The sequence below is a fragment of the Pseudomonas sp. LBUM1648 genome, assembly GCF_059716145.1.
Window position 1 is genome coordinate 4322984 of sequence record NZ_CP166808.1, and the last position, 19335, is coordinate 4342318.

Below are 19335 nucleotides of genomic sequence, written 5' to 3' on the forward strand. Positions count from 1 at the left end.
CAAGTGCCTTGGCGGGCATGAGAGCAGCCGCTCTGTCTCGCCCTTCAGCGTGATATAGCGTTAAGTCTGACTCGCCCTTGAAAAAGCCTCTGCATTCGGGCTGATGGAGACTTATGCGCGACGAAAAAATCCGCCAGCCCCTAAAACTTATATAAATGCGACATGGGTAACATCGCTGAAATAACCCAAGTACATTTCAGCAACATTTGGCACAGCGGTTGCAAAATGAAATACGGACACTTTAACCAACTGCGACCTGTAGGAGCTGCCGAAGGCTGCGATCTTTTGATCTCGATCTTAAAAGCAAAGATCGCAGCCTTCGGCAGCTCCTACATAGAACAACACCAGGGAATGGATGATGAACACTCGAAGTCGATGGCTCTAAGCCAGTAACGGCACACAAGCCTTATTCAATTGATAGTTTAACTATCGGCTTGCGCACACCTTAAAGAAAGTTGCACCCACCCACTCGAACATGACGCACATGTTCGGACGGCACCTTATTGCCCTTCATCAACCCGAGGGAGCTTTAATGAACGATGCGGTAAAGCACAAGACCCTGCCGAGGCCGTTACGGGAAGCGCCGCTCCCGCCGGTATCCGGCAGGCCGGCCTTTAAAGCCAATACCTCGCAGCCCGGCGGGTTGAACAAACAGCAAATGGTTCTGTTGATTGCCGTGTCGGCGCTGATACATGGCGGTGCGTGGTGGTTTTTTCAGCAGACCCGACCCGAGCCACTGCCCACGCCGCCGCAGATTCCGGAAATGACCGTCGAGCTGACCAGCCCGACGCCACCCGCACCGCCCACTCCGGAACCACCGCCGCCACCACCGCCTCCACCGCCGCCCGAACCCGAGCAACCGGTGGAAGACGAGGACGCGGTCAAACCGCCGCCAAAACCGGTGGAGAAGCCCAAGCCAATCGAAAAACCGAAACCGGTGGAAAAACCCAAACCGGTGAAAAAGGTCGAGCCGCCAAAAGCCCCACCCGCTCCGGCACAACCGGCCGCTCCTGCGGCGCCAGCAAAACCGAGCGCGCCACCGGCACCTGCGGCTGCACCCGGCCCGGTGAAAGAGTCGGCAGCGATTTCCGGCCTCGCCAGCCTCGGCAACCCGCCGCCGGAATACCCGTCGCTGGCGCTGCGGCGTAACTGGGAAGGCAGCGTGGTGCTGCGCATTCAGGTGTTGGCCAACGGTCGCGCAGGTTCGGTGACGGTGACCAAGTCCAGCGGCAAGGCGCAACTGGACGAAGCTGCGGTCGCCGCCGTGAAGAACTGGAAGTTTATTCCGGCCAAGCGCGGTGACACGCCGATTGACGGCTTCGCCACCCAGACCATCGATTTCAAATTGCCGCAATAACGGCACAACCCACGAACTCACAACCGATTTAATGCAAGCGAGGTGTAGCCATGAACGATTCACTGTCTTCGATGATTGTCCCCGGTGTGCTTTGGGGCCTGGTGCTGTTTTCCGTGGTCAGCTGGGCGATCCTGCTGGTCAAGTCGGCGCAATACCTGCGCCAGAAAGCCCAGAACAAACAGTTCAGCAAAGCCTTCTGGGGCGCGCCGGATCTGCTCACCGCCGCCGAACACGCCAGCCAATACCCAGGCTCACTGGCGCGCATCGCCAGCAGCGGTTTCGAAGCGCTGCTGGTGGAAGAATCGCCGCGCACCACGCAACAACTTGCGCACACCATCAACCGTTCCGATCGCCTGGAACGCAACCTGCGCCAGCAGATCCAGAAAGAACGCCGCTCGCTGGAAAACGGTCAGGCGATCCTCGCCAGTATCGGCAGCACCGCGCCGTTCATTGGCCTGTTCGGCACCGTTTGGGGAATCATGGAAGCCCTGCAAAGCATCGGCGAAACCGGCTCGGCCAGCCTTGAAGCGGTCGCCGGCCCCATCGGCCACGCGCTGATCGCCACCGGCGTGGGGATCGCCGTCGCGGTGCCGGCGGTGCTGATTTACAACTTCTTCCTGCGTCGTCTGAAACTCGCTTCGGCGGACATGGATGACTTCGCCCACGACTTCGACGCCCTCGCCTCGCGCAGTGCGTTTTCCATCAGCCGTCAGGCCATTGCCAGCAAAACCACGGCCGCCGTGCGGGAGGCCAGCTGATGTCTTTCTCCACTCAAGACAGCGATGAAGTACTCAGCGAAATGAACGTCACGCCACTGGTGGACGTGATGCTCGTGCTGCTGGTGGTGTTCATTGTCACCGCGCCGCTGATGACCAATGCAATCAAAGTGAACCTGCCGAAAACCGACGCCGTCGCCCCCGCCGAAAAGAAAGACCCGGTGGTGGTCAGCGTCGACCAGGACGGCAAGTTCTATCTGGCCAAGACCGAACTGGCACCGGAATCCCTGGAGGCCAGCCTCAAGGAGGTCAAGGCCAAGGACGCCGAAGTGCGCGTCCAGCTTCAGGCCGACTCCGCCGTCAATTACGGCCAGGTGGCCAAAGCCATGGCGTCTATCGAACGCTCAGGTATCACCAAGATATCGGTGATGACCACCCACTGAGTGCGGTGCCGGGCGCGCATTGAGAAACACGCCCGGCACCGCTGAAGCATCCCGTCGCAATCAGCCGACCGAAAAAACGCACGGCGTCTTCGGAGGGGATCGGCTTGCTTGAAGAAAGTGGTTTTCCGCACGCGGTATCACCGAAAGCGGAGCAATGAGGGGCTCACAAGGCCAATTCGATAACGTCTAACAAAGTCGGAAACAACCATGCTGATGAACACTCCACGCTTCACGCTCAAACCATTGGTGGCCACGATTTCTCGCCATCGTTTTGTTCCGCTGTATCTGGTGGCCATGGGGATGGGCGCCGGGACCGTGCAAGCGGCGGAGGACGATAATGCTGGCGTCCCGGCCGCCGCCGCAGTGGTTGCGCCGACCACGCAACTGCAACGGGTGGAAGTGACCGGTTCGGCGATTCGCCGGGTCGATGCGGAGACGGCGGTGCCGATCACCATTCTCAAGGCCGATGAGCTGCGCAAACAGGGCGTGACCACCACCGCCGAGCTGGTGCAACGCATCACCGGCAGCCAGTCGATCAACAACAGTGCCGGCTCGGTCGGCGCGGCCACGGGTGGCGCATCGTTCGCCGACATGCGCGGTATCGGCGCGAACAAGACGCTGGTGTTGCTCAACGGCCGACGACTGGCCAACAACGCCTTGTCGGGTACCAACTCGGCCGGCGGCGCGGTGGATCTGAACATGATCCCGTTTGCTGCCATCGAACGTGTGGAAGTGCTGCGTGACGGCGCATCGGCGCTGTACGGCACCGACGCCATCGGCGGCGTGATCAACTTCATCACCAAGAAATCCCTGACTGACGGCCAGCTCACCCTCGGCGGCGAAACCCCGACCCACAGCGGCGGCGGTGCGACCAAGGACATGAGCGCCAGTTGGGGTTACGGCGATCTGGAAGAAGACCGCTTCAACGTGCTCGGCGTGTTCAACTACAACAAACAGCAGAACCTCGACGCCAACGACCGCTCCTTCGCCACCGACTACGCGCCCGGTCGCGGCCTCGACCAGACCTCCGGCACTGCATTCCCTGGCAACTACAGCCAGAACGGCAACGCCACCAACCCGCTGGCCAACAGCAATTGCAACGGCCCCAACCTGATCGCCCGTGATGGCCTGTGCCGCTTCAGCACCCGCGAATACATCGACCTGGTGCCACAAACCGAGAAGACTTCGTTCTTCGGCAAGACCACCGGCAAACTGGGCGACGATCACAACGTCAACCTCGAATACTTCTGGTCACGCAACAACAACGCCACGTCCATCGGCCCTGCTCCGCTCACCGGTCTGAGCCTGGATTCCTCGTCGCCCTACTACCCCGGCAACGGCATCACCCCGGCGCCGACCGATTTCGCCCTCGACCCGACGCAACCGGTCGACGTCAACTGGCGTGAAACGGCAGCAGGCCCGCGTGAATCGAAAGACCAGAACACCAGCCAGCGCTTCCTGCTGAGTTTCGACGGCCTGGTTGGCGGCTGGGATTACAACGTCGGCGCCTCGTACAACCAGAACAAAATCGTCTCCAGCGTCACCAGCGGTTATGTCAGCGATCAGGCGATGATCGATGGTCTGGCCAGCGGTTTGCTCAATCCGTTCGGCCCGCAATCGGCCGCTGGTCAGCAGTACATCGATAACGCCGCCTACCACGGCGCCTACTCCACGGCTGTCGGCCGGGTCGCCGGATTTGACGGGCGCATCAGCCGCGAAATCGGCGACTGGTTCGGTGCCGGCCCTTCCGGTCTGGCACTGGGTGGCGAGTACCGCAAAGAGAAATTCCACCAGGACTTCGAGCAGTTTGCCGGTGACATCCAGAGCCTCGGTATCGACCCGGCCGGCAGTGTCGAGGGCGACCGCAGCGTGAAAGCCGCGTATGCCGAGATCAACGTGCCGGTACTCGACAGTCTCGAATTGTCTGCCGCCGTGCGCCACGACAAATACAGCGACTTCGGCAGCACCACCAACCCGAAATACTCGTTCCGTTATCAGCCGCTCAAAGAGCTCGTGGTGCGCGGTGCGTACAGCGAAGGTTTCCGTGCGCCGTCGCTCTACGAACTGTATTCACCGCGCAGCATCACGTTCACCCAGGGTTACTACAACGACCCGGCGCTGTGTACCGGCGGTGTGGTGCAACCGGGCGGCAACGGCGGGCGTGATTGCGGTCAGCAGTTCCTGAACCAGATTGGCGGCAACGAGGATCTGGCCCCGGAGAAGGCGCGCAACGTGACACTGGGCTTTGTTTATCAGCCGATCAGCAACCTGTCGGTGGGTCTGGATTTCTGGTGGATTCACATCTCCAACCAGATCCAGCCATTCCCGGAATCCACCGTGTTTGATCAGGCCGGCAGCTACCCGGATCGCTTCGTGCGCAACGCCGATGGCACGCTCAACTACATCGTCACCGGCAACGCCAACCTCGGCATCGTCGAAACCAACGGTGTCGACGTGTCGCTCGACTATCGCTTCCCGAACACGCCGTACGGTCAGTTCGGTCTCGGGCTGCAAGGCACCTACGTGGACGAGTACGACTTCCAGAGCACCATCAAAGGCCCGTTCACCGACAAGGTCGGCGACTTTCAGGGTGACGGCGTGATCGCTCGCTGGAAGCACAACCTGACCGGCAGCTGGACCTTCGGCGCGGCGCGGGCGGCGCTGACCAACCGCTTCACCACCGGTTACAACGACTACGACCGCGATACCCATGCGCGCGTGGCGTCGTATTCGGTGTGGGACCTGTCGGCCGGTTACACCTTCAACAAGGTGCTGGATGTCGATGCCGGGATGAAGAACGTGTTCGACCGCAACCCACCGTTCTCCAACCAGGCCTACAACTTCCAGAGCGGCTATGACCCGCGCTACACCGATCCGCTGGGCCGCACGCTGTTTGCGCGGATGACTTATCACTTCTAACCCCAGGGCTGGATACACCCCTTGTGTGAGTGAGCTTTTGTGGTGAGGGGATTCATCCCCGATGGGGTGCGAGGCGCCCCCAAAACCTGCAACTGCGGATGACCAGAACAACCGCATGCAATGGCTTTGCGACTGCTTCGCAGCCGGTCGGGGATAAATCCCCTCACCACAGGTTTACCTCCACATTTTCGTGCGTGACCTTCCCAGGGATTCAGGAGTGACTTCATGACTTTCATGCGCAACATGGCTGCGCTGCTTTTTGGCAGTGCACTGCTGTGCAATGCCGCCCATGCGCTGGCCGTCGGCACTTACGCAATGACGGTGTACGGCGAGGCGCCGAAATACCCGGCGGATTTCCAGCATTTCGATTTCGTCGATCCCAAGGCGCCCAAGGGCGGTTCGCTCAGCCGTGCGTCGATGGAGATCGGTCAGTACAACTACATCGCGCCCTATGCCGATCAAGGCATTTCCGTGGTGCAGGTCAATGACTGGGTGTATTCGCCGCTGGCGTTCCGTTCGCTGGATGAGCCCTACACCGTCTACGGCCTGGTCGCCCAGCAGATGGAGCGCGATCCCGAAGGCCTCTGGGTGCGTTTCACCCTCAACCCCAAGGCCCGCTTCGCCGACGGCACGCCGATCACTGCCGAAGACGTGCGCTACACCTTCAATCTGCTGATGACCAAGGGCAGCCTGAGCTATCGCCAGCAATACGCCGACGTGCAGGACGCGTTGATCGAGAGTCCGCAACAGATTCGCTTCACCTTCAAGAACAACCTCAACCGCACCTTGGCACTGGATCTGGCGACGATGCGCGTGGTGCCCGAGCACTGGTGGAAGACGCGCGACTTCGCCAACGGTGGCGGTTTCGAGCCGCCGCTGGGCAGCGGCCCTTACCGCGTGAGCAAGGTCGACGCCGGGCGCAGCATCAGTTTCCAGCGTGATCCGGACTGGTGGGGCAAAGACCTGCCGGTCAGTCGCGGGATGTACAACTTCGACAACCTGACCGTCAATTTTTACGGCGACACTGACGTTGCGCGCCAACTGCTACAGGCCGGCGCATTCGACTACAATCGCGAATTTTCTTCTTCCGGATACGTCGTCGGCTACGACAGCCCGGCACTGCGTGACGGTCGCTTGCAGCAGTCGATCCTCGCACCGGAAAAACCCACCGCCGCTCAGGGTTTCGTGTTCAACCTGCAGAACCCGATCTTCCAGGATCGTCGCGTGCGTCAGGCGATCAGCCTGTTGTGGGATTTCGAGTGGACCAACAAGCAGATGATGCGCGGCTTCTACGTGCGGCAGAACAGCTTCTGGCCGAAGAGTGAAATGGCCGCGACCGCCCTGCCCGATGCCGAAGAATTAAAGATCCTCGAACCGCTGCGCGGGCAGATCCCCGATGAAGTGTTCACCACGGTTTATCAGGCACCCAAAACCGATGGCAGCGGCTACATCCGCGACAAGCAACTGCAAGCGTTGAAGCTGCTGGCCGAGGCTGGGTGGACGGCGAAAAACAATCGGCTGGTCAACGCGGCCGGCGAACCGTTGGAGTTCACCTTTCTCGACGGTCAGGGCGGTTTCGACCGCATGCTGCTGCCGTTCAAACGCACCCTCGCGCAGATCGGCATCACCCTCAATTTGCGCCGCATCGACTCGGCGCAATACGTCAACCGGCTCAACGCCCGGGACTACGACATGATCGTCACCAGTTTCCCACGCAGTGGCGATCCGATCGTCTCCCCCGGCCGCGAGCTGTACAGCCTTTACGCCTCGCAAAGTGCCACGCAAATCGGCAGTTCCAATTCGATGGTGTTGGCCAACCCGGCCGTGGATCAACTGATCGACGGCCTTGTCCAGGCCAATACCCGCGACGCCATGGTGCATTACGCCCGCGCCCTCGACCGGGTGCTGCAATGGGGTTACTACATGATTCCCAACTACTACTCCAAAGGCACGCCGACGGTGTACCAGAACCGTTTCGGCATGCCGGCGCAGCAGCCGCTGTACAACGAAGGTCTGGAAACCTGGTGGGAGGTTTCGGCCAAGCCGTTGACCACACAACAGATGAACGCCCAGCTCGCGGGGGGCCAGTGACATGCTGCGTTATCTGAGTCGACGCTTGCTGCTGATCATCCCCACGCTGCTGTGCATTCTGGTGGTCAACTTCCTTATCGTGCAGGCCGCGCCGGGTGGCCCGGTGGAACAAGCCATCGCCCGCCTGCAGGGCTTTGGCGGGCACAGCATGGGCGGCGGTGGCGAGGTCGCCGCGATTGGCGGCGCCGGGCGCAGCAGCCGTGGCCTCGACCCGGCGCTGATCGAGGAAATCAAACACCACTACGGTTTCGACAAACCCCTGCACGAACGCCTCTGGCTGATGCTGAAAAACTACGCACAACTGGATCTGGGCAGCAGTTTCTTTCGCGGCGCCAAGGTCACCGATTTGATCGCGCAAAAGCTGCCGGTGTCGCTGTCGCTGGGCCTGTGGGCGACGCTGATCACTTACCTGATCTCGATTCCGCTGGGCATTCGCAAGGCCATCAAGAACGGCAGCGCCTTCGACGTCTGGAGCAGCACGGCGATCATCATCGGCTACGCGATGCCGGCGTTTCTCTTTGCGATTCTGCTGATCGTGGTGTTCGCCGGCGGCAGTTACGTCAACTGGTTTCCGGTGCAGGGCCTGGTGTCGGACAACTTCGACAGCCTCAGCACCTTGGGCAAGGTCGGCGACTACCTCTGGCATTTGGTGCTGCCGGTGACAGCGCTGGTGATCGGCGGTTTCGCCACGCTGACCATCCTGACCAAAAACAGCTTCCTCAACGAGATCAGCCGTCAGTACGTGATCACCGCGCGGGCCAAAGGGTTGACTGAGCGCCGCGTGCTCTACGGCCATGTGTTTCGCAACGCCATGCTGCTGGTGGTAGCCGGTGTGCCGTCGGCGCTGATCGAGGTGTTTTTCGCCGGTTCCCTGTTGATCGAAACCATCTTCAACCTCGACGGCCTCGGCCGCATGAGCTACGAAGCGGCAGTGTCGCGCGACTACCCGGTGGTGTTCGGCGCGTTGTTTCTGTTCACCCTGTTCGGCCTGTTGATCAAGCTGATCGGCGACCTCTGCTACACCCTGCTCGACCCGCGCATCGACTTCTCGGCGAGGACTGCCTGATGTTCACACTTTCTCCTCTGGGTCAGCGCCGTGTCGCTCAGTTCAAAGCCAACCGGCGCGGGCGCTGGTCGCTGTGGCTGTTCATCGGCCTGTGCCTGATTTGCCTCGGCGGCGAGTTGATCGCCAACGACAAGCCGCTGGTGATCCGCTACCACAACGCCTTGTATTTCCCGATCCTCAGCGATTACCTGGAAACCGATTTCGGCGGCGAACTGCCGTTTCAGCCGGATTACGCCAGCAACTACGTGCACAAACTCATCGAGGATCAGGGCGGCTGGATGCTGTTTCCGCCGATCCCGTTCAGTTACGACACGGTCAATTACGACCTCGCCGAACCGGCGCCGAGTCCACCCTCCTCCAGCAATTGGCTGGGCACCGACGATCAGGCGCGGGACGTCTTGGCGCGAGTGATATTCGGCACGCGGATTTCGATTTTGTTTGCGCTGATCCTCACCGGCATCAGTGCGCTGATCGGCATCGTTGCCGGGGCGTTGCAGGGCTATTACGGCGGTTGGGTCGATCTGCTCGGGCAACGGGTGCTGGAGATCTGGTCGGGGTTGCCGGTGCTGTATCTGCTGATCATTTTGTCGGGTTTCGTCTCGCCGAGTTTCTGGTGGTTGCTGGGGATCATGGCGTTGTTTTCGTGGCTGGCGCTGGTCGACGTGGTGCGTGCCGAGTTCTTGCGTGGGCGCAATCTGGAATACGTCAAAGCCGCGCGGGCCTTGGGCCTGACCGACAGTGAGCTGATGCGCCGGCACATCCTGCCCAACGCGATGACCTCCACCCTCACCTACCTGCCGTTCATTCTGACCGGCGCCATCGCCACCCTCACCGCGCTGGACTTTCTCGGTTTCGGCATGCCGGCCGGCACCGCGTCGCTGGGCGAGTTGATCGGCCAGGCCAAGCGCAATCTGCAAGCGCCGTGGCTGGGGCTGACGGCGTTTTTTGCCTTGGCGCTGATTCTGTCGTTGTTGGTTTTCATCGGTGAAGCCTGCCGTGATGCGTTTGATCCACGATCTTGATCCGAGGAGCTGACATGAAAGACCATTTGATCGAGATCCGCGACCTGCGTGTCGCTTTCGCCGGGCAGGAAGTGGTGCACGGTCTGAACCTCGATATCCGCCGCGGCGAGTGCCTGGCGCTGGTGGGTGAATCCGGTTCGGGCAAGTCGGTGACGGCGCATTCGATCTTGCGTTTGTTGCCCGGCAAAACCGTCAGCAGCAGTGGCTCGATTCGCTACAACGGGGTCGACTTGCTGCACGCCAGTGAACAGCAAATGCGTGGTTTGCGCGGCAACCGGATTGCGATGATTTTCCAGGAGCCGATGACCTCGCTGAACCCGCTGCACACGGTGGAAAAACAGGTCAGCGAAGTGCTGGAGATTCACAAGGGGCTCAAGGGTCGAGCGGCCCGTGCGCGTACCTTGGAGCTGCTGGAACTGGTGGGCATTCGCCAACCCTTGCAGCGTTTGAAAGCCTATCCCCATCAACTCTCCGGCGGCCAGCGGCAACGGGTGATGATCGCCATGGCACTGGCCAACGAGCCGGAGCTGCTGATCGCCGACGAGCCGACCACGGCGCTGGACGTGACCGTGCAGCAGAAGATTCTTGAGCTGTTGATCGAGTTGCAGCAGCGGCTGGGCATGTCGTTGCTGCTGATCAGCCACGACCTCAATCTGGTGCGCCGCATCGCCCAGCGGGTGTGCGTGATGCGCCACGGCGAGATCGTCGAGCAGGCCGATTGCGAAGCATTGTTTCGCGCGCCGCAGCATCCTTATAGCCGCTTGCTGATCGAGGCAGAACCCAGCGGCGCGCCGGTGCCGAGCTTGTATGAGCACAACTTGCTGGAAGTCGATGACCTGAAGGTGTGGTTCCCGTTGCCCAAGGCTTTGTTCAGTCGGCAGCAGGAGTACATCAAAGCGGTGGATGGCGTGAGCTTCAGCCTGCAACGGGGCAAGACATTGGGCATTGTCGGGGAGTCAGGTTCGGGCAAGTCGACGCTGGGTCAGGCAATCCTGCGGCTGGTGGAATCGGAGGGCAATATCCGTTTCGGCAACAAGCAACTGAGTCTGCTTAATCAGCGTTTGATGCGGCCGTTGCGGCGGCAGATTCAAGTGGTGTTTCAGGACACGTTCGGCAGCCTCAGCCCTCGGATGTCGGTGCAGCAGATCATCGCCGAGGGTTTGCTGACCCACGGCATCGGTACCGAGACCGAGCGTGAGGCAGCGGTGATCCGGGTGCTCGAAGAAGTCGGGCTGGACCCGCAAAGTCGTCATCGATATCCCCATGAGTTCTCCGGCGGCCAGCGTCAGCGCATTTCCATCGCCCGCGCATTGGTGCTGGAACCGGCGCTGATTCTGCTCGATGAACCGACCTCGGCACTGGATCGCACGGTGCAAAAGCAAGTGGTGGAGTTGTTGCGGCAATTGCAGATCAAGCATGGGCTGACGTATCTGTTCATCAGCCATGATCTGGCGGTGGTGCATGCCCTGGCCCACGACTTGATGGTGATCAAGGATGGCAAGGTCGTGGAACAGGGCTCGTCGCGAGCGATCTTTGCGGCGCCGCAGCATCCGTATACGCAAGAACTCCTGAAAGCTTCCGGGTTGGTGGTTTCCCGCCCAATCGCCGAACTTGTGTAGGAGCTGCCGCAGGCTGCGATCTTTTGATCTTGTTGTTTAAAGAATCAAAGTCAAAAGATCGCAGCCTGCGGCAGCTCCTACAGGGAATTTGTGGTGTTTGAAAAATATTTTTCAGGCACTGCATCCAATCGGCTCCGCCATGGGTAGTCCCTGTAACAGCCCTCCTTGGCTGCCAGCGATCTACCCTTTTCGGAGAAAACACTGATGAACGCCACACAGCTGATTTGCTTCACCGGTTTGCTCGCAGCCTCCTCGGCAACGTTCGCCCAAAGCAGTTACCCCGACACCATCAAAGTCCCGGACGGCCACAAGATCGCGCTGGAAACCACCGGGGTCGGCGAGATCACCTACGAATGCCGCGACAAACCCAATATGGCCGGGCAGACCGAGTGGACCTTCGTCGGTCCCAAAGCGGTGCTCAATGATCGCAGCGGCAAGAAGGTCGGCAACTACTTCGGCCCACCAGCCACCTGGCAGGCCGAGGACGGTTCGAAAGTCACCGGCACGCAACTGGCGGTAGCGCCGTCGAGCCCGGGCAACCTGCCCTATCAACTGGTCAAGGCCAACCCTGCAGAAGGCAAAGGCGCGATGACCGGCGTTAGCTACATCCAGCGTGTCGCGCTCAAGGGCGGCGTGGCGCCGAGCAGTGAATGTACAGCGGCAAACAAGGGTAAGCAGGAAGTGGTGAAGTATCAGGCGGATTACATTTTCTGGGCGGCGAACTGATTTCTCAGGCTCACCCTGCCCCCCTGTGGGAGCTGGCTTGCCCGCTCCCACAGGGTTCTGCGTTGTAATGCGGAAAATGAGCTAGATTGCACTGCATGTCCTTACCCGAAACTGAATTCGATTACGAAGCCCGTCTCGCTGCCTGTGCCCGCGGCGAGCGGTCGGCCCTGCGCGATTTGTATGTGCAGGAAGGCCCGCGCCTGCTCGGCGTGGCCAAACGGCTGGTGCGCGACACAGCACTGGCGGAGGACATTGTCCATGAGGCCTTCATCAAGATCTGGAACGGCGCGGCAGGGTTTGATCCGGCGCGAGGTTCGGCGCGTGGCTGGATGTTCACCGTGACCCGGCACCTGGCGTTGAACCTGCTGCGTAATCAGGCTCGGGAAACACCGTTCAGCGAAGATCATGAAATGCCCACGCACGACGATGACGGCTTCGATTCCCAGGCGCATTCGGCGCGCATTCACCGCTGCCTGGAACAACTCGATCCTCAACGCCGGAGCTGCATCATTCATGCGTATGTCGACGGCTACAGCCATGCGCAGATTTCCGCGCGCCTCGACACGCCGCTGGGCACCGTCAAAGCGTGGATCAAACGCAGCCTCAACGCCTTGCGGGAGTGCATGGGATGACCACTGAATCGGAACGCGATGAGCTGGCCAGCGAATATGTGCTCGGCACGCTCTCGGCTGAAGATCGCGCCGACGTTCAACGGCGCCTGCCGACTGATCCTGAACTGCGTGCTGCAGTGGATGTCTGGGAACGACGCCTGCTGGACCTCACCGACCTCGCCGAGCCGCAACAGCCATCCCCCCTGTTGTGGCCGCGAATTGAGCGCAGTGTCGAACGACTTACGCAAAAAGTATCCAGCCCGGCGCAAACCTCCTGGTGGAATCTGCTGCCGCTGTGGCGCGGTTTGAGTGCTGCCGGGTTAGCCGCAACGTTGATATTGGGTTCAATCCTGCTGACCCAGACCACGCCGAAGCCGAGTTATCTGGTGGTGCTGGTCGCGCCGCAGGACAAGGCCCCGGGCTGGGTAATTCAGGCCAGCAACTCACATGAGATTCAATTGATACCGCTAGGCGTGGTCGAGGTGCCGGCAGACAAGGCGCTGGAATTCTGGACCAAGGCCGATGGCTGGCAAGGGCCTGTGTCGCTGGGGCTGGTCAAGCCCGGGCAGGCGCTGAAGGTTGAATTGGATAAGTTGCCGCCACTGCAACCCAATCAGTTGTTCGAGCTGACGCTGGAAGGCGCCAACGGCTCGCCGATCGGCAAACCGACCGGGCCGATTCAGGCCATCGGGCGCGCTGTGAAGGTGCTGTGAGGCTCTAAGCTGCGGGCTCTGGCAATCATCAGCGGCGTCGATGTTCACAATCACAGCAATGAAGTTCTCATAAAAAATCTCCGGCGTAACATCTGCTCCATACCAACCAATAACACCCCGGAGCACACCATCATGAAACGCCAAACTCTTCTCAGCATCGCTTTCTCGGTTTTCGCAGTTAACGCTTTTGCCGCTACTCCAGCACACACGATGATCGCCGCCGATGGCTCGGACCGTCTGTACCAGAACGCCGTTGCTGCTGACGGTTCGGATCGTCTGCAAGGCAACACCGTCGCCGCCGATGGCTCGGATCGTCTGCAAGGCAACACCGTCGCTGCCGATGGCTCGGATCGCCTTCAAGGCAACACCGTCGCTGCCGATGGCTCGGATCGTCTGCAAGGCAACACCGTCGCTGCCGATGGCTCGGATCGTCTGCAAGGCAACACCGTCGCTGCCGATGGCTCGGATCGTCTGCAAGGCAACACCGTCGCTGCCGATGGCTCGGATCGCCTGCAAGGCAACACCGTCGCTGAAGGTGGTGCTGATCGCCTGAACGAACTGCGCAACGCTTGAATGAATGGCGTCATCGCAACAACCCAGAAAAACCCGGCTCCCCTCAGCCGGGTTTTTTATGCCTGCAACAATCAGCCACCCTTGGCCATGCAACGTTTGTAGCGTTCATCCACGCGTTTGGCGAACCACGCGGTGGTCAGCTTTCGGGTGATTTTCGGGCTCTGCAGCACGATCCCCGGCAGCACCGCACGCGGCAATGACTTGCCTTCGGCCTTCTCCGCCAACTCGAATACCCGTTGATAGAGTTTGGTCTCTTCGAATTCCAGGGTTTTGCCCTTCTCCAGTTGATCGCGAATGGTCGGATTGCGCATGCCCAACGACTTGCCGAGGGTGCGTACCGCCAGTTCCGTGCCGCCGGGCATGATCGAATCGTAGCGAATCAAGTCGCCGTCCAGCGCCAGCGGGATACCCGACGCGCGACTGACCGCGTTCTGGAACGCCGCGTTGCGGCTGGCGTACCAACCGGCGTTGAAGTCGGCGAAACGATAGAGCGGCTCGCGGTAACTCACCGGGTAACCGAGCAGATGCGCGATGCCGAAATACATCCCACCACGACGGCTGAACACCTCGCGGCGGATGGTGCCGTCGACCGGGTACGGATAATCCTTGGCGTGCTGTTCGGCAAACTCGATGCTGACCTGCATCGGTCCGCCGGTATGCACAGGATTGAAGCCGCCGAACAGTGTGCGCCCCATCGGCACCCTGCCGATGAAGTCGTCAAAAATCGCACTCAACTCCTTTTCGCTGCGCGCGCTGCTCAGGCGTTCGCTGTAGCTCTTGCCGTTGGTCGAACGCACTTGCAGGGCGCCGCTGACCAACAGGCTGGGGATATGGACTTTGGCGGCGCGACGGTCGATTTCATCGCGAGCGATTTTGCCCAGACCGGGCACGGTGGGGTCGGCCTGAAAGGTGGATTCCTGTTCGGCCACGGCCAGCACCGAACACAGATTCTGTGTGGTCGGGCTGATGCCTTGTGCAGCGAACGCGGCGTAGATATCGGTGGCCCAGCCTTGGCGATCGGCGGTTTTGGCGGGCATCAGGCGCACGATCTCGGCCTTCACTTCAGCCGGTGGGCGCGGGGCGGGTTCGCCGCCACGCTGGCTGGCGCAACCGGCCAGTACGAGCATTGCGGCGAGGGTGATAAGTAATCGAGGGGTGTGCATGTTGCTCCATCCAGTCCGTTGAGCCGGGTTCACCATACGACCAATGGTATTCCACAAGCCAGACCCACACTGACCCTGTGGCGAGGGGATTTATCCCCGATGGGGCGCGAAGCGGCCCTGCTTTTTTACTGAAAAGGGGACTGCTGCGCAGCCCATCGGGGATAAATCCCCTCACCACGGGGGGCAAAATGCCCATCGGCCTAGCGCCTTCAAGGGGTGATGACAAACTGATTGCAAAACGTTACTGAGAAAATCTATCATTTGCACCTGGAGTCGCATTTGCGCAAGGAGTTCCGCGCCGTCTTAACCTTTTCTCACCGGCCGTGCGCCTCCAGGTACGAAACATGCCCGCTTCAGCCCGACTTGCCGTCCCGTTCCGCCCGACGCTTCTCGCCCTGCTGTGCTCCCTGACTGTCACTGCCCATGCCGCTGAAGAAGACGGCAAAGAACTGCTGCTGGACAACGTCAACATCAACGCCCAGGCCCCAGCGCCAAACGCCTTGCCACCGGTTTATTCCGGTGGTCAGGTCGCTCGTGGCGGCCAGTTGGGCGTGCTGGGTAATCAGGACATGATGGACGTACCCTTCAGTGCCGCGTCCTACACCGAACAACTGATCCAGGATCAGCAAGCCGAAAACGTCGCTGACGTGCTGCTCAATGATTCGTCGGTGCGCCAGGCGTCCGGCTTTTCCAACCAGTCGCAAGTCTTCATGATCCGTGGCCTGCCGCTGAACGGCGACGACATTTCCTATAACGGCCTGTACGGCGTACTGCCACGGCAGATCATTTCCACTGACGCCCTGGAGCGCGTGGAAGTGTTCAAAGGCCCCAACGCCTTCATCAACGGCGTGACCCCAACCGGCTCCGGCATCGGTGGCGGCGTCAACCTGCAGCCAAAGCGCGCCGGCGACGTGCCGCTGCGCCGCTACACCACCGACATCAACAGCGAAGGCCGCATCGGTCATCACTTCGACATCGGCCAGCGTTTCGGTGAAGACAACCGCTTCGGCGCACGGATCAACCTGTCCCAGCGCGAAGGCGATACCGGCATTGATCACGAGAACCAGCGTTCGAAACTGTTTGCCATCGGCCTCGACTATCGCGGCGATGCGCTGCGAATTTCCGGCGACTTCGCCTATCAGAAAGAGCGCGTCAACGGTGGCCGCAACTCGGTCAACCTCGGCACCGCCACGCACATTCCGGATGCGCCATCAGCCGACACCAACTACGCGCCGAAATGGGGCTACACCGACATCGAAGACACCTTCGGCATGCTCCGCGCCGAGTACGACCTGAACGACAACTGGACCGCCTACGCCGCTGGCGGCGCCAAGCACACTCGTGAAGTCGGGCGCTATAACTCGACCACGCTGGTCGGCAATAACGGTGCATCGTTCACCACCGGCTCGTTCATTCCCCACGATGAAGACAACACCAGTGTGATGGCCGGCCTTAACGGCAAATTCAACACCGGCCCGGTCAGCCACAAGCTCAATTTCGGCCTGACCGGCATCTGGGCCGAACAGCGCAGCGCCTATGATTTTGACTTGACCAAGTACGCCAACAACATCTACCACCCGGTGCAAACCCCGTCGCCGGTCGGCAACTTTTCCGGTGGCGACCTGAATGACCCGGGCATCGTCGGCAAGACCTTCAACCGCAGCCTCGCGATCTCCGACACTCTCGGTTTCTTCGATGATCGACTGCTGATCACCGCCGGCCTGCGTCGTCAGCAATTGGTCGTGCAAGGTTACGGTTACGCCAGCTATGGCAGCGGCCCGCGCTCTTCGAGCTACGACGAGTCGATCACCACGCCGGTGTACGGCCTCGTATTCAAGCCGTGGGAGCACGTTTCGTTCTACGCCAACCACATCGAAGGCCTGGCCCAGGGCCCGACTTCGCCGACCAGCTCCGGTGGCTTTCGCGTGACCAATGGCAACGAAGTCTACGCACCGGCCCGCTCCAAGCAGACCGAGGCCGGGGTGAAAGTCGACATGGGCACTTACGGCGCGAGCCTGGGTGTGTACCGCATCGAGCAGCCGAGCGACGGCTACTGTGAAATCGACAGCGCCACCACGTGCACCTACGTGCGTGAAGGCGAGCAGATCAACAAAGGCGTGGAAATGAACGTGTTCGGCGAGCCGATCAACGGTCTGCGCCTGATCAGCGGCCTGACCCTCATGGACACCGAACTGAAGAACACCCTCAACGGTGCCAACGACGGCAACCGCGCCATCGGCGTGCCGACCTTCCAGTTCAACGCCGGCGTGGATTGGGATGTACCCGGCCTGCAAGGCGTCGCGCTGAATGCGCGGATGCTGCGCACCGGCGGTCAATACGCCGACGCGGCAAACAACCTCAGCCTGCCAACCTGGAACCGCTTCGACGCGGGTGCGCGTTATGCCTTCAAGGTCTCGGAAAAAGACGTGACCTTGCGTCTGGGCGTGGAGAACCTGGCGAACAAGAAGTACTGGGAATCGGCTCAGGGCGGTTATCTGACGCAAGGTGAACCGCGAGTGGCGAAGTTGTCGGGCACCATCGACTTCTAAACAACGCCGCAGCATGAAAAAGGCCTCGCAGCTTCACGGTTGCGGGGCCTTTTTGGGTTTTGTGGCGCTTGATAAGGCCACTTCGCGAGCAGGCTCGCTCCCATAGGGGACTGTATTCCAAAGTGGGAGCGAGCCTGCTCGCGAAGACGGCCGGGCCTGGCCACCCTCTCCTTCTGATCCATACTTGCTCCACAGCAAACGGAGGACAGGCCCATGAACCGCAGCGACGTCCTGATCATCGGCGCCGGCCCCACCGGTCTGGTGCTGGCCCTGTGGCTGAGCAAACTCGGCGTGCAAGTACGCATCATCGACAAGACTTCTGCCCCCGGCACCACCTCCCGGGCATTGGCGGTACAGGCGCGAACCCTGGAGCTGTATCGGCAACTGGATCTGGCCGACACCGTTGTGCGCAACGGCCATCGCGTGGCGGCGGCAAACTTCTGGGTCAACGGCAAACCCGTCGCGCAATTGCCGCTCAACCGCATCGGCGAAGGCTTGACGCCTTACTCTTTCGTCGAAATCTTCCCGCAGGATGAGCATGAACGGCTATTGATCGAACGCCTCGAAGACTATGGCGTCCGCGTCGAACGCAATACGTTGCTGGAGAGTTTCGCGGAAACCGGCGACGGCCTCACCGCGCATTTGCGTCTGCCCGATGGCGAGCAGGAAATCTGCCAGGCCTGTTACCTGGCTGGTTGCGATGGCGCGCGATCGGTGGTGCGTAAAAACCTCGACACCGAATTCCCCGGAGGGACCTATCAGCAGATTTTCTACGTGGCGGATGTACAGGCCAGCGGCCCGGCGCTCAATGGCGAGTTGCATCTGGATCTGGACGAAGCGGACTTTCTCGCGGTGTTCCCACTGGCGGGCGAAGGCCGTGCACGACTGATCGGCACCGTGCGCGACGAACGCGCGGATCGCGTCGAAACCCTGGAATTCTCTGATGTCAGCAGCCGCGCCATCGAGCACCTGAAAGTCCATATCGAAGACGTGCATTGGTTTTCCACCTACCGCGTGCATCACCGCGTGGCTGAGCATTTTCGCAGTGGCCGCGCTTTTTTGCTCGGCGACGCGGCGCACGTGCACAGCCCGGCGGGCGGCCAGGGCATGAACACCGGTATCGGTGACGCGATCAATCTGGCGTGGAAACTCGCCGCCGTGCTCAGCGGCGCTGCCGAGGCCAGACTGCTCGACACTTACGAAACCGAGCGCATCGCGTTTGCCCGGCGGCTAGTTTCCACCACCGACAAAGTGTTCAGCTTCGTCACCGCTGAGGGGCGCATGGCCGATCTGCTGCGCATGCGGCTTGCACCGTTTCTGATCCCGAAAATGGCTTCGTTCGAGGCCAGTCGCGAATTTCTCTTTCGCACCGTGTCACAGGTCACTCTCAACTATCGCGGCATGCCGCTCAGCCAAGGCACGGCCGGCCATGTCCACGGCGGTGATCGCTTGCCGTGGGCGCATGACGGTGAAGGGGATAATTATGAGCCGCTACGCCAACCGTGCTGGCAGGTGCATGTGTACGGCGACACCAGCGACGAGATGATCGCCTGGTGCGTTGAGCATCATTTGCCGCTGCACGTATTCGACTGGCGCCCGGCGTTTGAAACGGCGGGGTTGGGGCGCAACGGCTTTTATCTGTTGCGCCCGGATACCTATGTGGCGATTGCCGATAACAGCGCCGATCCGAAAGTCATAGAACGCTACTTCCGCGATCACGGCATCAGGCCATTCCTCCCCTGCCCCTGACACACCACAAAACCCTTT

The 19335-nt window shown here is 60.8% G+C and carries 15 protein-coding genes; 14 read left to right on the forward strand and 1 reads right to left on the reverse strand.

Annotation, left to right across the window (positions count from 1 at the left end):
- The first annotated feature begins 532 nt into the window (after positions 1 to 532).
- The 12 genes from ACA043_RS19610 to ACA043_RS19665 all read left to right on the forward strand — a co-directional run bounded on the left by ACA043_RS19610 (position 533) and on the right by ACA043_RS19665 (position 13856).
- A complete protein-coding gene (locus ACA043_RS19610) occupies positions 533 to 1357 on the forward strand; it encodes an energy transducer TonB (RefSeq protein ID WP_497657760.1) in 825 nt (274 codons plus the stop codon).
- Between the two features lie 50 nt (positions 1358 to 1407).
- Entirely contained in the window at positions 1408 to 2115 is a 708-nt protein-coding gene (locus tag ACA043_RS19615; protein ID WP_401268383.1) for a MotA/TolQ/ExbB proton channel family protein, read from the forward strand.
- Entirely contained in the window at positions 2115 to 2516 is a 402-nt protein-coding gene (locus tag ACA043_RS19620; RefSeq protein ID WP_007918272.1) for an ExbD/TolR family protein, read from the forward strand. The genes ACA043_RS19615 and ACA043_RS19620 overlap by 1 nt, the downstream gene beginning before the upstream one ends.
- A 207-nt stretch (positions 2517 to 2723) precedes the next feature.
- Positions 2724 to 5435 (forward strand): TonB-dependent receptor, encoded by a 2712-nt coding sequence (locus ACA043_RS19625; protein ID WP_497657761.1) that lies wholly within the window; start codon positions 2724 to 2726, stop codon positions 5433 to 5435.
- 225 nt (positions 5436 to 5660) lie between these two features.
- On the forward strand, positions 5661 to 7526 hold the full coding sequence (locus ACA043_RS19630; RefSeq protein ID WP_497657762.1) for an extracellular solute-binding protein: 1866 nt from the start codon (positions 5661 to 5663) through the stop codon (positions 7524 to 7526).
- A gap of 1 nt (position 7527) precedes the next feature.
- A complete protein-coding gene (locus ACA043_RS19635; RefSeq protein ID WP_497657763.1) occupies positions 7528 to 8592 on the forward strand; it encodes a microcin C ABC transporter permease YejB in 1065 nt (354 codons plus the stop codon).
- Complete coding sequence (locus tag ACA043_RS19640; protein ID WP_187677626.1) at positions 8592 to 9614, forward strand: ABC transporter permease; 1023 nt, start codon at positions 8592 to 8594, stop codon at positions 9612 to 9614. The genes ACA043_RS19635 and ACA043_RS19640 overlap by 1 nt, the downstream gene beginning before the upstream one ends.
- 14 nt (positions 9615 to 9628) lie before the next feature.
- Positions 9629 to 11233 (forward strand): ABC transporter ATP-binding protein, encoded by a 1605-nt coding sequence (locus tag ACA043_RS19645; RefSeq protein ID WP_497657764.1) that lies wholly within the window; start codon positions 9629 to 9631, stop codon positions 11231 to 11233.
- Between the two features lie 204 nt (positions 11234 to 11437).
- A complete protein-coding gene (locus ACA043_RS19650) occupies positions 11438 to 11959 on the forward strand; it encodes a DUF3455 domain-containing protein (RefSeq protein WP_489880335.1) in 522 nt (173 codons plus the stop codon).
- Positions 11960 to 12054: 95 nt separating this feature from the next.
- Positions 12055 to 12591 carry a sigma-70 family RNA polymerase sigma factor gene (locus tag ACA043_RS19655; RefSeq protein WP_489880336.1) on the forward strand — a complete coding sequence of 179 codons (537 nt, stop codon included), beginning with the start codon at positions 12055 to 12057 and terminating at the stop codon, positions 12589 to 12591.
- Entirely contained in the window at positions 12588 to 13283 is a 696-nt protein-coding gene (locus ACA043_RS19660; protein ID WP_187677622.1) for an anti-sigma factor, read from the forward strand. The genes ACA043_RS19655 and ACA043_RS19660 overlap by 4 nt, the downstream gene beginning before the upstream one ends.
- A 132-nt stretch (positions 13284 to 13415) precedes the next feature.
- Positions 13416 to 13856 carry a hypothetical protein gene (locus ACA043_RS19665; RefSeq protein ID WP_401268396.1) on the forward strand — a complete coding sequence of 147 codons (441 nt, stop codon included), beginning with the start codon at positions 13416 to 13418 and terminating at the stop codon, positions 13854 to 13856.
- A 71-nt stretch (positions 13857 to 13927) separates the two neighbouring features.
- On the opposite strand, the gene ACA043_RS19670 is transcribed toward ACA043_RS19665, so the two are convergent.
- Complete coding sequence (locus ACA043_RS19670; protein WP_401268397.1) at positions 13928 to 15019, reverse strand: DUF1615 domain-containing protein; 1092 nt, start codon at positions 15017 to 15019, stop codon at positions 13928 to 13930.
- Between the two features lie 344 nt (positions 15020 to 15363).
- Between ACA043_RS19670 and ACA043_RS19675 the strand changes: the two genes are divergently transcribed.
- Positions 15364 to 17568 (forward strand): TonB-dependent receptor, encoded by a 2205-nt coding sequence (locus ACA043_RS19675; RefSeq protein ID WP_497657765.1) that lies wholly within the window; start codon positions 15364 to 15366, stop codon positions 17566 to 17568.
- Positions 17569 to 17781: 213 nt separating this feature from the next.
- Complete coding sequence (locus ACA043_RS19680) at positions 17782 to 19317, forward strand: FAD-dependent oxidoreductase (RefSeq protein WP_497657766.1); 1536 nt, start codon at positions 17782 to 17784, stop codon at positions 19315 to 19317.
- Positions 19318 to 19335: the final 18 nt, after the last annotated feature.